The organism is Sphingomonas sp. PAMC 26605, assembly GCF_000241485.1.
Classification (GTDB): Bacteria; Pseudomonadota; Alphaproteobacteria; order Sphingomonadales; family Sphingomonadaceae; genus Sphingomonas.
Genome location: NZ_JH584241.1, coordinates 3891437 through 3904608, shown reverse-complemented (window position 1 = coordinate 3904608; position 13172 = coordinate 3891437). Strand labels below are relative to the sequence as shown.

At 68.7% G+C, this 13172-nt stretch carries 12 protein-coding genes; 3 read left to right on the top strand and 9 right to left on the bottom strand.

Annotated elements, in window-relative coordinates:
* Positions 1 to 95 precede the first annotated feature (95 nt).
* On the top strand, positions 96 to 1190 hold the full coding sequence (gene hisC / locus RH90_RS18115) for a histidinol-phosphate transaminase (RefSeq protein ID WP_029625440.1): 1095 nt from the start codon (positions 96 to 98) through the stop codon (positions 1188 to 1190).
* On the top strand, positions 1190 to 1891 hold the full coding sequence (locus RH90_RS18110; protein ID WP_010187754.1) for a haloacid dehalogenase type II: 702 nt from the start codon (positions 1190 to 1192) through the stop codon (positions 1889 to 1891). Before hisC ends, RH90_RS18110 begins: the two co-directional genes overlap by 1 nt.
* Here the strand turns inward: RH90_RS18110 and RH90_RS22705 are convergent.
* The 9 genes from RH90_RS22705 to RH90_RS18070 all read right to left on the bottom strand — a co-directional run bounded on the left by RH90_RS22705 (position 1774) and on the right by RH90_RS18070 (position 10739).
* Entirely contained in the window at positions 1774 to 2217 is a 444-nt protein-coding gene (locus RH90_RS22705) for a DUF3325 domain-containing protein (RefSeq protein WP_010187753.1), read from the bottom strand. The two genes, RH90_RS18110 and RH90_RS22705, sit on opposite strands and share 118 nt — an antisense overlap.
* Positions 2214 to 3755 carry a PepSY-associated TM helix domain-containing protein gene (locus RH90_RS18105; RefSeq protein ID WP_010187752.1) on the bottom strand — a complete coding sequence of 514 codons (1542 nt, stop codon included), beginning with the start codon at positions 3753 to 3755 and terminating at the stop codon, positions 2214 to 2216. The genes RH90_RS22705 and RH90_RS18105 overlap by 4 nt, the downstream gene beginning before the upstream one ends.
* Positions 3752 to 4054 (bottom strand): hypothetical protein, encoded by a 303-nt coding sequence (locus RH90_RS18100; RefSeq protein WP_157134623.1) that lies wholly within the window; start codon positions 4052 to 4054, stop codon positions 3752 to 3754. The genes RH90_RS18105 and RH90_RS18100 overlap by 4 nt, the downstream gene beginning before the upstream one ends.
* Positions 4055 to 4072: 18 nt before the next feature.
* On the bottom strand, positions 4073 to 6205 hold the full coding sequence (locus RH90_RS18095) for a TonB-dependent siderophore receptor (RefSeq protein WP_010187750.1): 2133 nt from the start codon (positions 6203 to 6205) through the stop codon (positions 4073 to 4075).
* A 76-nt stretch (positions 6206 to 6281) separates the two neighbouring features.
* Positions 6282 to 7529: an adenosylmethionine--8-amino-7-oxononanoate transaminase gene (locus tag RH90_RS18090; protein WP_010187749.1), complete on the bottom strand. Its 1248-nt coding sequence runs from the start codon at positions 7527 to 7529 to the stop codon at positions 6282 to 6284.
* Positions 7526 to 8152, bottom strand: coding sequence for a dethiobiotin synthase (gene bioD / locus RH90_RS18085; protein WP_010187748.1), 627 nt, complete (start codon positions 8150 to 8152; stop codon positions 7526 to 7528). The genes RH90_RS18090 and bioD overlap by 4 nt, the downstream gene beginning before the upstream one ends.
* Positions 8149 to 9270, bottom strand: a complete 1122-nt coding sequence (locus RH90_RS18080) for an 8-amino-7-oxononanoate synthase (RefSeq protein ID WP_010187747.1) — start codon at positions 9268 to 9270, stop codon at positions 8149 to 8151. Before RH90_RS18080 ends, bioD begins: the two co-directional genes overlap by 4 nt.
* A gap of 227 nt (positions 9271 to 9497) precedes the next feature.
* The gene (locus RH90_RS18075) at positions 9498 to 10478 is read right to left on the bottom strand and encodes an aldo/keto reductase (RefSeq protein WP_010187746.1); all 981 of its coding nucleotides are present in this window, start codon (positions 10476 to 10478) and stop codon (positions 9498 to 9500) included.
* A 60-nt stretch (positions 10479 to 10538) separates the two neighbouring features.
* Complete coding sequence (locus RH90_RS18070) at positions 10539 to 10739, bottom strand: hypothetical protein (RefSeq protein ID WP_010187745.1); 201 nt, start codon at positions 10737 to 10739, stop codon at positions 10539 to 10541.
* A gap of 162 nt (positions 10740 to 10901) precedes the next feature.
* Here RH90_RS18070 and RH90_RS18065 point away from each other — a divergent pair, with 162 nt between their 5' ends.
* The gene (locus tag RH90_RS18065; protein WP_010187744.1) at positions 10902 to 13001 is read left to right on the top strand and encodes an AsmA family protein; all 2100 of its coding nucleotides are present in this window, start codon (positions 10902 to 10904) and stop codon (positions 12999 to 13001) included.
* Positions 13002 to 13172 lie beyond the last annotated feature (171 nt).

The window sequence follows — 13172 nt, the reverse complement described above, 5'->3', positions numbered from 1 at the left end:
CCTCCACCCCTCGGCTGAAGAAGCCGAGCGGTCCCCCTCCCCCGCTGCGCGAGGGAGGATTTGAAGTGTCGCCCATTCCCCGCTAACGCGCCCCCATGAACGCACCCCAACCCAAGCCATGGGTCATGGCCATCGCCCCCTACGTGCCCGGCCGCTCGACGAGCGAGGGCGGGGCGCCCGTCATCAAGCTGTCGTCGAACGAGAATCCGCTTGGCACCAGCCCGCAGGCGGTCGAGGCTTTCGCCCGCCACTCCGCCGATCTGGCGCGCTATCCCGATGCCGGCGCGGGGCTGCTGCGCGAGGCGATCGCCGCGCATCACGATCTCGACCCGGCACGCGTCATCTACGGCACCGGCTCGGACGAAGTGCTCCACCTGATCGCCGGCGCCTATGCCGGGCCGGGCGACGAGATCATCCAGGTGCGCTACGGCTTCGCGGTCTACGAGATCGCCACGCGCCGCGTCGGCGCGACGCTCGTCACCGCCGACGACCGCGATTATGCGACCGACGTCGATGCGATCCTCGCCGCCGTGACCGAGCGGACCCGCGTCGTGTTCGTCGCCAATCCCAACAATCCGACCGGCACCTTCACCCGCAAGGAAGAGATCGCGCGGCTCCATGCGGGGCTTCCCGCGCAGGTGATGCTCGTGCTCGACCAGGCCTATGCCGAATATCTCGCCCCCGAGGACGATGACGGCGGTCTCGACCTCGCGCGCACCGCGCCGAACGTCATCGTCACGCGCACCTTCTCGAAGATCCACGGCCTTGCCGCCGAGCGAATCGGCTGGGGTTATGGGCCGGAGGAGGCGATCGCCGCGATGCACCGCATCCGCGCGCCGTTCTGCTGCACCACCGCAGGCCAGGAGGCCGCGATCGCGGCGCTCGGCGCTGCCGATTTCATCACCGCCTCGCGCGAGCACAATCGCGAATGGCGCGCGTGGTTCGCGCAGGAGATGGGCAAGCTCGGCAATGCGGGCTTACGCGTCGTCCCGAGCGAAGCGAACTTCCTGCTCGTCCTGTTCGAAGGCGCGGTCAGTGCCGAGACCGCGTACAAGGCGTTGCTCGGCCGCGGCTATATCGTGCGCTGGCTCCCGGGGCAGGGTCTGGGCAATGGGCTTCGCATGACGATCGGCACCGAGGCCGAAACGCGTGGGCTCGCCGAGGCGCTGCGCGAGATCGTCGGCGGCTAGTGATCAGGGCGCTCGCCTTCGACGTATTCGGGACGGTCGTCGATTGGCGGACGAGCATTGCCCGCGAGGCGGCCGCGGTGTTCGCGAAGATTGGGCGCGCGGAGATCGACCCGGCGCGCTTCGCCGACGCGTGGCGCGCCCTGTATCAACCGGCGATGGAGGAATGCCGCTCGGGGCGTCGGTCCTATACGCGGCTCGACCTGCTCAACCGCGAGACGCTCGACACACTGCTAGACCGACTCGACGTTGCGCTGGATGAGGCGACGCGCGCCGACCTTGCGCTGGCGTGGCGGCGGCTCGATCCGTGGCGCGATTCGGTCGCCGGGCTGACCCGGCTCAAGACGCGCTTCCCGATCGTCACGCTGTCGAACGGCAATGTCGCGCTGATGCTGGCGCTCGCGCGCTACGGCGGATTGCCATGGGACGCGATCCTCGGCGCCGAGGCGACCGGGGTCTACAAGCCGCTGCCGCAGGCCTATCTCGGCACTGCCGATATCTTGGGCATCGCGCCCGCCGAACTGTGCCTGGTCGCGGCGCATCACAGCGATCTCGCCGCCGCACGCGCATGCGGCCTGGCGACGGCCTATGTCGATCGGCCGATGGAACTGGGCGGGGCGGCCAAGCCCGATCGCGCGGCGGCGCAGGACTGGGATTTCTCCGTCGGATCGTTGACGGAATTGGCGGACCGGCTGATCGTCTGAGCCGTCGCGGGTCGTCTCGGCGGGCCGCGAAAGTCGCTCGGTTGGCGCGACGGCGGCCGCCGCAGCGGCACGAAATTCAGGCCGCCGAACGCCAGCGCCGCCCCGCTCATCACGCTCGCGGCCCAACCGATCGGCCCGAACACCGCACCCCAGACCCCGAGCGACAGCGCGAAGCCGAGCGCCAGGCATGTACAGGCCCCCGCGCGCAAGGCCGCCCTGCGGCGGCTCGGGCAGGGGCGGCGCAGGCGCTTGCCGTGATGCTGGTCGGTCGCCAGCCCGAACAGCAGGAAGGCGAAGGCCGAGAGCAGGAAGGGCAACGCGGTCATGCGGTTGCCCGGCTGCGTGACCGGCGCATCGCGGGGGCGTGGCGGTGGATGCGGCGCGCGATCGCGGCATAGCCGAGCCCGAGCGCGAGCAGCGTCAGATCGACCCCCGCCAAGGTGGCATCGCCCGACGCGATCGTCGCGGGCAATCCGCGACTGGTGGCGACGATGTCGAACAGCGGCAGCGCGACGAGTAGCGCCGCGGTGAGCCCGAGCTGCTCGACCCAGGCGCGACGCGGCTGGCGGAGGAAGGCGTGGAGCAGCAACGCGCCCCACAGCACGAACATCGCGTTGATCTCGGCTTCGGCGCGGGCCGGTAGCGCGAGCGGCAGCAGGCGATTGGCCCACAAATAGCCGACCATCGCCGCCGGAAAGCCCGCGACGAAGCCGATGTTGAGCCGCTCGACCAGCCGGAAACCGAAAGGCGGGCGCGCCGGATCGGGCAGTTTCTCGCGGCGTTTGACGCTCCACAGCACGAGCCCGCTTGCGACCATCACCGATCCGCCGATCCCGCACAGGAAATAGACCCAGCGGATCGCGCTGTCGGCGAAGCGCCCGGCATGAAGGCCGATCATCGCGCCCGCCGTCACCATCGTCGCGCCGGGCGGTGCGGAGGCCCAGAGCAGGCGGCCGGACACGCCGTCATAGCTGAGCCGCGGCGTCAGGCTCGACAGCGTGCCGTGCGTGCTCTGCGACAGCAGGATCCGCGCTGCGGCATCGCCCGGCGCGGTCACGCTGATGATGTCGACCCGCGCGCCGAGCCGCCGTTCGCCATCACGCAGCACTGTGGCGAGATCGACCAGCGGGGCCGGCCGGTTCGCGCGCGCTGCCGCCGGAGCGTCGGGATAGAGCAACCGGCCGAAGCTGAACGGGTCGCTGTAATTGGCGATGGCCGCCCACGGCATCAGCAGCGTCATCAGCGTGACGAGCCCGGTATAGGTGATCATCAGATGGAAGGGCAGGCCGAGCACCGCGACGGCATTGTGCCCGTCGAGCCACGAGCGCTGGCCCCGGCCGCCGCGAAAGGTGAAGAAATCGCGGAAGATCTTCTTGTGCGTCACGATCCCGCTGAGGATCGCGACAAGCATGAACATCGCGCAGATCCCGACCACCCAGCGCGCGACGTAATAGGGCACGTAATGGAGGTCGAAATGGAAGCGGTAGAAGAAGTCGCCGCCGCGCGTCGCGCGCGCCACGACCTTGGCGCCGTTGGCGTCGATCAGCGCGCTCGTCTCGCTGCGCAGAGGCGGCGCGCCGGCGCCCGGCACCCAGAAGACGCTGCCGCTCGCGGATTGCGCGCTGGGTACGGTGATGAACCAGCTCGCGGCGTCGGGGGCTTCGCGCTGCAGCAGCGCCTGCGCGCCGCGGACGACCCGCGCGGGGCTTTCGATCCGCGGCAGTTCGGGCTGCGCCCAGCGGTTGAGCGCCTCGCGCCAATAGGCCGCGGTGCCGGTCACGAAGACGATGAACAGCACCCAGCCGACCAGCAGCCCCGACCAGGTGTGGAGCGTCGCCTGGCTCTGGCGGAAACCCTTGCTCACGCGCGCCCCGTCAGCGCGATCGACCCGAAGGCGATCGCCGCGGCGATGCCGCCGCCGAGCAGCGTCGTCCACGCAGCGCGCCAGCCGCTCCGCGCAGCAAACGCCCACATCGCGGTGACGGCGCAGAGCGCGAAGGCGACGAGCGTCGCGGTGATGGTCGCCGCCGCCGGCCCGCCCGGCAGAATCCGGGCGAGCGCCATCGCCCACAGGCTCGCCACCGCATAGCCGCCGGGCATGGCGACCAGGATGCGCAGCGCGGCGTCGGCGCGCCGGCGCCACCGGCGGCGCTCGCTGGTCATGCGCTGCGGCATGCGCGGTCAGAACCGATACGCGATCGTGCCCTGCACGGTGCGGCGGTTGCCGTACCAGCACCAGGCATAATCGAGATAGCAGGTGGTGACGTACTTCTTGTCGAACACATTGGCGGCATTGACGCCGAGCGACACGCCCTGGAAGCGCGGCGCGATCGTCCCGAGATCGAAGCGCACCAGCGCATCGACCAGCGTGAATCCCGGCGTGCTGGTCCGCGCGGCGCCACCGGCATAGATGCTGTCGACATGGCGCACCGCGCCGCCGATCGCGAAGCCCTGCCACTTCCCGCCGCGCGGCGCCCATTCGAGATTCCCCGACACGCCACCGCGCCCGACGCCGAGGATGCCTGCGCCGATATTGGCGGGATTGGCGTCGGCGGTGGTGCGCACCTTCTGCCGGCTATAGGCGAGCTTGGCGTTGAAGCCGTAGGGCAGCGGCGCGCTCGCCTCGACCTCGACGCCGCTCGAGCGGACCCGGCCGCTTTGCGTCGAGACGTTGGTGAGCGGGTTGGTGGTGATGAGGTTGGTCTGGTCGATCTGGAACCATGCGCCGGTGACGAGGATCTGCGTGCCCGGCACGGTATATTTCGCGCCGGCCTCGATCTGCTTGCCCTCGGACGGCTTGGCGACGGTTATCACGCCGTTGGGTTGCGACAGCGTGCCGTTGGGCTCGAACGAAGTCGAGTAACTGACATAGGGCGCGAGCCCGAACGGCAGCGTGTAGAGCGCGCCGGCGCGATAGGTGAACTTCTGCGAGTCCTGCGACGCGGTGTTGGGGCCGGTGCGCACCGACGCCCAATCCTGCCGCCCGCTGAGCAGCACGCGCAACGCGCCGTACGAGAGCTCGTCCTGCGCATAGACGCCAGCCTGGTTCGAGCGCGGCTTGTTGTCGTTCACGCCAAAGTTGTTCGGCACGGCTTGCGGGCTCTGCGGTACAACCATCGTGCCATAGACCGGGGTATAGCCGTTGAGCGGCGTCGCCGAGCCGAAGGCGTTGATCGAGCGGGCGTTGCCGGTCTGGTAATCGACACCGAACAGCACGTCGTGCTTCACCGCGCCCGTGGCGAAGCGGCCATGGACCTGATTGTCGAACACCCAGGAGTCGCTGCGCTCGCGCGTTGCGTAGGAGGCGCGGCTGAAGAGCGTCGAATTGGGATTGCCGACGGCCACCAGCGGACCCGCCGCATAGACGATGCCGAGCCGCGAGCTGCCGTGCTGGTAGCGGCCCGACGCGCGGATGTTCCAGTCGGGGTTGATCTCGTGCGTCAGGATATAGGTCGCGGCGACCTGCTCGCGCTTGAAGTAATTGCCGGGCTCGCCGAAGTCGGTCGAGGTCGACAGGCGTCCGTTCGGATTGGGCAGGAAGGTGCCCGACGCCGGGAACACGCCATAGCTGCCATTCTGCGGGTCGTTCGAATAGGCGCCGAGCAGCGTCAGCTTGGTCGCGTGGTCGAGCGTGAAGGTCAGCGCGCCCGAAATCGTCTGCCGCTCGCGTGCGCTGAAAGTCTGCTGCGTATGCGCGCCGTTGACGCTGCCGTTGATGCGCCACAGCACCGAATCGCCGATCTTGCCGCCGACATCGGCATCGGCGCGGTACAGGTCATAGGTGCCGTAGGTGCCCGACACCGCACCGTAGAACGGCTTGTCGAGGGGGAGCTTGCTCGACAGCGCGACGAGGCCGCCGGGGCCCGACTGGCCGTAGAGGACCGAGGCCGGCCCCTTGATGACCTCGATCCGGTCGAGCCGCGAAACGTCGACCTGCGGCGTCAGGTAGCTCGCGCCCCCGATCAGCTTGAGCCCGTCGAGGAACTGCGGCGCGTCGAAGCCGCGGAGCTTGAACTGGTCATAGACTTCGGCGCTAGATCCGCGCTGCTCGGTGGTGACGCCGGCGACGAAGCGCAGCGCCTGGTTGAGGTTCGAGAGACCAAGATCGGCAATGTCGGCGGCGCTGATCACGCTGATCGATTGCGGGGTCTCGGCGATCGGCGCCGAGCTCTTGGTGCCCGCGGTCGCCTCGCTGCGCGGGCGGGCACCGGTGACGACGATCGCATTGTCCTCGTCCGCCTGGTCTTCTGCCATTGCCGGTGCGGCATAGACGGCGGAGCTCAGCAGCAGTGCGGAGATGACAAAACGCTTCATTCGTAGGTCCCTTTGATATCGTGGGGCCTAGTGGCGTATTTGCGAACGCTTATCAATAGCGTTATCAAAAGCGGTGTCAGGCAGTCTCGCTTGCCTCGGCGATCGCGGCATAGACCTCGGCAAGGCTGGCATCGTCGATGCAATAGGGCGGCATGACATAGACCGTATTGCCAAGCGGGCGGAGCAAGAGGTCGCGCGCCTTGAAGAACGCCAGCAGGCGTGGTCCGAGACCGTCGAGATAGGTACCGGTCGCGCTTGCCAGCTCGAACGCCGCGATCGTCCCGCAGACGCGCGCGTTGTGGATGGTTGAGTGCTGCCCGAGCTGTTGCGCATAGGCCGCCTGCCGGCGGGCCAGATTCGCAATGCGGTCGAGCACGGGCTCGGTGCGCCAGATCGCGAGATTGGCGTTGGCGGCGGCGCAGGCGATCGGGTTGGCGGTGTAGCTCGACGAGTGGAAGAACATCTTCGAGCGATCGGTCGAGCGGTGCGCCGCGAAGATCTCCGCGGTCGCCATCGTCACTGCGAGCGGTACTGCTCCGCCGGTCAGGCCCTTCGACAGGCACAGGATGTCGGGCACTATGCCCGCCTGTTCGCACGCCAGCAGCGTGCCGGTGCGGCCCCAGGCGGTCATCACCTCGTCGGCGATGAACAGCACGCCGTGCCGCGCGCAGATCGCGCGCATCGCGGCGAGCACGCGAGGGGGATAGAACAGCATCCCGCCCGCGCCGAGCACGAGCGGCTCGACGATGAACGCGGCCGGGGCGGCGCGGCACGCCTGCTCGAGCGCATCGAGCGTCGCCTGCTCGGCGCCCGCGGCGGGGTAGGGGATCGTCCCGACATCGAACAGCAGCGGCGCATAGGCCTGGTTGTAGACCCCGCGCGCGCCGATCGACATCGCGCCGATCGTGTCGCCGTGATAGCTGTGCTCGAGGACGAGGATGCGGCTGCGCGGGGTCCCGCGATTGGCGAAGAAGCCGAGCGCCATCTTCAGCGCGACCTCGACCGCGGTCGAGCCCGAATCCGAGAAGAAGACGTGTTCGAGCGCGGGCGGCATGATCTCGACCAGCCCGTGCGCGAGCGTCTCGGCAGGCTCGTGCGTCCAGCCGGCGAAGATGATCTGGTCCATGCGCCCCGCCTGGTCGGCGATCGCCGCCATGATCGCGGGGTGGCAATGGCCGTGCGTCGTCACCCACCATGACGAGATCGCGTCGATGATCCGCCGCCCGTCGTCGGTATAGAGGAACGCCCCCTCGGTGCGCGTGACGCGCGGGATCGTTTCGTTCAGCCCATGCTGGGTGAAGGGATGCCAGACGGGCGAGGTCATTTGAAATCCTCGGGCGAGAAATGCGCAGCGAACGCGGCGGCGAGGCTTGCGCGGTCGAGCGCGGGCAGGAACGGCAGGCGGCCGAGGCGGCAGACGCCCCCGATCCGCGCGATCGTCGCCTCGCTGTCCTCGACCGGCTCGCCGATAAAGGCCACGCCGAGGATCGGCACGCCGCGCGAGCGCAGCGCCTCGATCGACAGCAGGCTATGGTTGATCGTGCCGAGCGCGGTGCGCGCGACGAGCACCACGGGGTAGTTCCAGCGCGCGAAGATGTCGGCGTAGAGCGTCGTGTCGTTGACCGGCACGAGCACGCCGCCCGCGCCTTCGATCACCATCGCGCCGTCATGCGGCGGCGGATCGAGCGCATCGGCGTCGATCGTCACGCCGTCGATCCGTGCGGCGAGATGCGGCGAGCACGGCGTAGCGAGCCGATACGCCTCGGGCAGGATGTGGCGCGCGGGCAAGCCGCTCAGCGTTGCGACCCGCATCGCGTCGCTGCCGTCGTCGAGCCCGGCCTGGACCGGCTTCCAATAGGCGGCGCCCAGCGCCCCGGCGAGGGCGGCGGCAAACACCGTCTTGCCGATGTCGGTGTCGGTGCCGGTGACGACGAGGCGCGGGATCATGCGAGAGCTTTCAGGCTGGCGGCGAGGCGGTCGATATCGGTGAAATCGACGTTGAGCGTGATCGAGATGCGCAGCCGCGAGCTGCCCGGCGGCACCGTCGGCGGACGGATGCCCCGCACGTCGAAGCCCGCGCGCTGGAGTCGGTTCGCCAGCGCCATCGTCGCCGCGGCATCGCCGAGGATCAGCGGCAGGATCTGCGAGCCCGTGACGCGTGCCCCGAGCGGCTCGAGCGCGGCTTCGGCATGGGCGATCAGCGCAGCCAGCCGCGTCCGCCGCGCGGGTTCGTCGACGAGGATGCGCAGGCCTTCGCGCACCGCGCTCGCCATCAGCGGGGAGGGCGCGGTCGAGAAAATGAAGGCGCGGCCGCGATTGACGAGGAAATCGCGGACGACCGCTGGCCCGCACACCAAAGCACCCTCGCAGCCGAGCGCCTTGCCGCAGGTGCGCATCGTGACGACATCGTCGCGGCCCTCGAGCGCCGCCGCCAGCCCGCGGCCGTCGGGGCCGAACACGCCGGTTGCATGCGCCTCGTCGATCAGCAGCATCGCGTCATGCCGCGCGGCGACATCGGCGAGCACGGCGAGCGGGGCGCGGTCGCCGTCCATGCTGTAGAGGCTCTCGACCGCGATCCACGGTGTGCCCGTGCCGCCCGTGCGGCGCCAGGCGGTGATCGCATCGTCGAACGCCTGCGCGTCGTTGTGCGGCACGCTCTGTGCCGGCGCCCGCGCGAGCCGCATGCCGTCATGCGCGCTGGCGTGGATGAGGGCGTCGTAAAGGATGAGGTCGCCCTTTTGCGGTAAAGTGGCGAACAGCGCGGCGTTGGCGGCGAAACCGCTCGAGAAATAGAGCGCTGCCGCGCTGCCGAACACCGCGGCGGCTTCGGCCTCGAGCGCTTCATGCTCGGGATCGTTGCCGCGCAGCAGCCGCGACCCGCCCGAGCCGATCGGTACGCCGCGCGCGAGCGCTGCCGCCACCGCATCGCGCAGCCGCGGCGAAGCGGCGAGGCCGAGATAGTCGTTCGAGGCGAAGTCGATGCCGGCGCGGGGGGTGAGGGCGCGGCGGCGGTGGGTCTGCCCGAGCGACTCAAGGTCGCGGGCGTGGGCGGCGAGAACGGACATCGCGCTCGCCCTAACGCGGATGGCGGCGTCGCGCGATGGGGTAGCGTCTCGCGGCGCTCTTCATCCCGGCCAACCACGCTCCCCCCGTCATCCCCGCGAAAGCGGGGATCCCGCTTCTGGCCCGCGGTGAGCAGAAGAAGCGGGACCCTCGCTTTCGCGAGGGTGACAGGGGTGTTTGACGGGCCAGGCAGCGGGATCCCCTTTCGCGGGGATGACGAATGAGAAGGTCAGGAAAAGCCGACCACCGCATGCGGCACGTACGGCTCTTCGAGCCGCGCGATCTCGGCCTCGGTCAGCCCGATCGCGAGCGCCGCCAGCGCGTCGTCGAGATGCGCGACCTTCGACGCGCCGACGATCGGCGCGGAGACCTCGGGCTTCGCCAGCACCCAGGCGAGCGCGATCTGCGCGCGCGGGACGCCGCGCTCCTGCGCGATCTCGGCGACGCGCTCGACCACGCGGCGGTCGGCGTCGGCGGTATGGCTGTACAGCGTCGCGCCGAACTCGTCGGTGGCCGAACGCTCGGTCGCGTCATCCCAGTCGCGCGTCAGCCGCCCGCGCGCGAGCGGGCTCCACGGGATCACGCCGATCCCTTCCGCCGCGCACAGCGGCAGCATCTCGCGCTCCTCCTCGCGGTAGAGCAGATTGAGATAATCCTGCATCGTCGAAAACCGTGTCCAGCCATTGGCTTCGGCCGTGTGGAGCATTGTCGCGAACTGCCACGCGAACATCGACGAAGCGCCGATATAGCGCGCCTTGCCCGCCTTCACGACGTCGTGCAGCGCCTCGAGCGTCTCCTCGATCGCGACCTCGGGGTCGAAGCGGTGGATCTGGTAGAGATCGACATAATCGGTGCCGAGCCGCGTCAGGCTGGCGTCGATCTCGGTCAGGATCGCCTTGCGGCTGAGCCCCGCGCCGTTCGGGCCCGGGCGCATCCGGCCGTGGACCTTGGTCGCGATCACGACCTCCTCGCGCCGCGTGAAGTCCTTCAGCGCGCGACCGACGATCTCCTCCGACGTGCCGTCCGAATAGACATTGGCGGTGTCGAAGAAATTGATCCCCGATTCGACCGCCTTCTGCAGGATCGGGCGGCTCGTCGCTTCGTTGAGCGTCCAGGCGTGGTTGCCCCGATCGGACACGCCGAAGGTCATGCAGCCGAGGCACAGCCGCGAAACGTCGAGGCCGGTCGAGCCGAGCTTGATATAGTCCATGTGCGCTATTCCCTCGTGATCCGTCGTCGTCCCAACGTACCACGCGGACGCACGGTCCGCTTATTTCTTCGGCGTGACCCAGACCGAGACCGGCACGACGAACTTGCCGGGCGCGGGTTTGCCGACATCGACGCGGTCGGCGGTGACGAGTTCGCCCGAGGTCAGCGTGAAGGACGCCCAAGGCTTGGGCATGCGGCCGAACACCATCTTCTGGATGGGCTCGCCGGTGGCGGAATTCATGATCGTTGCGGTGACACTCATGGCGCTGCCGTTAGCGAGCGCGCTGCGCGCCTGTCCAGCGCTGTGCGACGAGACGGCACTTTTCCGGTCAAGCGACGTTCAGTTGCAACGGCTAAAGCCGTGTTCAGTCCCAGGGTAGATGCCCGAACTCAAGAAGCGTCCCGCCATGCAGACCGAACGACCGTGACCGACACCGCAGCCGCCACGTCCGAAACCCCGCGCGCGACCGTCGAGCCGCCGGCGCGACGCCGCTGGCGAATCGTCCGCAACGTGCTGCTCGGCATCGTCGCGATCCTCTTTGCGATCTGGCTGGTGCTGTACATCACCAAGGGGCGCTTCCTGAAGCCGACCTTCGAACGCGTCGTCGGCTCGGCGACGCACCGGACCGTGACGGTCAAAGGCGACTTCCAGCTGTTCTTCGATCCTTTCCAGATCAAGTTCTTGGCCGAAGGGCTGACGATCTCGAACCCGGACTGGGCGAGCAAGCCCAATTTGTTCGAGGCCAAGAAGATCGACACGCGGATCGCGCCGCTGTCGCTGCTGTTCGGCAAGCGCCGGTTCTATTTCCTCGACCTTGCCGATGGCGCGGTCGATCTCGAATGGAGCCCCGATCACAAGACCAACAGCTGGACCTTCAGCCAGACCAAAGGCGGCAAGCCGCTCGCCTTCCCGATCATCGACCGCGCGACGCTGGCCGGCACGACGCTGCGCTATCGCGATACGCGGATGCGGCTGCTCGCCGATCTGGACTTCGCGACGATCAAGTCGAGCGATGCCAAGATCGGCGACAAGGTCGATTTCAGCGGCAAGGGCGTGGTGCGCGATACGCCGTTCACCGTGACCGGCGCGCTGCTGTCGCCCGACCAGACCGTCGCGCGCGGCGCCAACAAGCTGACGCTGACCGCGCACGCGGCGCACAACGTGATCGATGTCGCGGGAACGCTGCCGAGCCTTGCCGAGATCGAAAATGTTCCGCTCGACATCACCGCGCGCGGGCGCAACATGGCGGAACTGCTCCACATCATCGGCGTCGCGATCCCGCAGTCGCGCGCCTATGCGCTCAAGGCGCAGCTGGTGAAGACCGGCACGACCTATGCCTTCACGCATCTGCGTGGCCGCTTCGGCGCGAGCGACCTGGCCGGGCGCTTTACCGTCGAGAATATCGAGCCGAAGATCCACATCGCCGCGACGCTTGCGAGCAAGAAGGTCGACATCATCGATATGGCGCCGTTCATCGGCTACAATCCCGATCTCGTCGCCGCCAAGGGCGTGAGCGCGGCGGCGGCGGCGACCGGCGCGGCGCCCGCGAGGCTGCTGCCCGATGCCTCGCTCGACATCGAGGCGCTCCATGCGTTCGATGCCGATCTGAAATGGACCGTCGGCGTCGTCCGTTCGAAGAACGTACCGGTTTCGAACATCGATCTGACGCTCGCGCTGAAAGACAGCGTGCTCAAGCTCTCGCCGCTGACCTTCTCGATGGCGCGCGGCAATGTCGCCTCGGACATCGTGCTCGACACGCGGCGGCGGCCGACCAAGGCGAGCTACGACATTCGTCTCGCGTCGACCCCGATGGGGCGGCTGCTTGCCGGGTTCGGCGTCGCCGAGGCGGGGACGACAGGGACGATCAAGGGGCGACTGCAGTTGGTTGGGAGCGGCGACAGCCTGCACCAGTCGCTCGCCAACGCGAACGGGCGGATCGCGTTCGTGATGCCCGCCGGCAGCTTCTGGACGCGCAACGTGCAGTTGAGCGAGCTCGACATCGGCACCTTCGTGCAGAAGATGTTCCAGGACAAATTGAAGGAGCCGGTGCGGATCAATTGCGGCCTCATCGCCTTTACCGTCCGCAAGGGCGCGGCGGCGGCTGATCCGATCCTGATCGACACGAGCAAGAACGTCATCGCCGCGACCGGCGGGTTCAGCTTCGGGACGGAGGCGCTCGATCTGGCGTTCCGCGCCGACGGCAAGAAGTTCAGCCTCTTGTCGGCGCAGTCGCCGGTCGGGCTTAACGGCCATTTCGCCAAGCCGGGTATTTCGGTGATCAGCCCCGACCTGATCGGCCGCGCGGGCACCGGGCTGGGGCTCGCGCTGCTCGCCACGCCGCCGGCAGCGTTACTCGCCTTTATCGATGTGGGGGATGCGAAAGCCGCGGCGTGCGCGCCGATCCTTGCCGCAAAGCCGGCTGCTGCGCAGCGCACGACCAAGGGCAAGCCGCGCGATGATGTCGGCAACGGCACGCCCGAAAAGGGCGCGGGCAAGCGGAAGAAGATCCTGGGGATTTTCTGAGGACGCGGCGCGGCGGCGTTCGGATCGCCCTCTGTAGATAGCTGGGGTCGGGCTTTAGCCGAGCCGCGTCCGACCACGCGTCACCCCAGCGAAAGCTGGGGTCACTATGGGGCGGGCGTGGCGCCCGACTGTCGGGAGACCCCAGCTTTCGCTGGGGTGACGGAGGGCGGA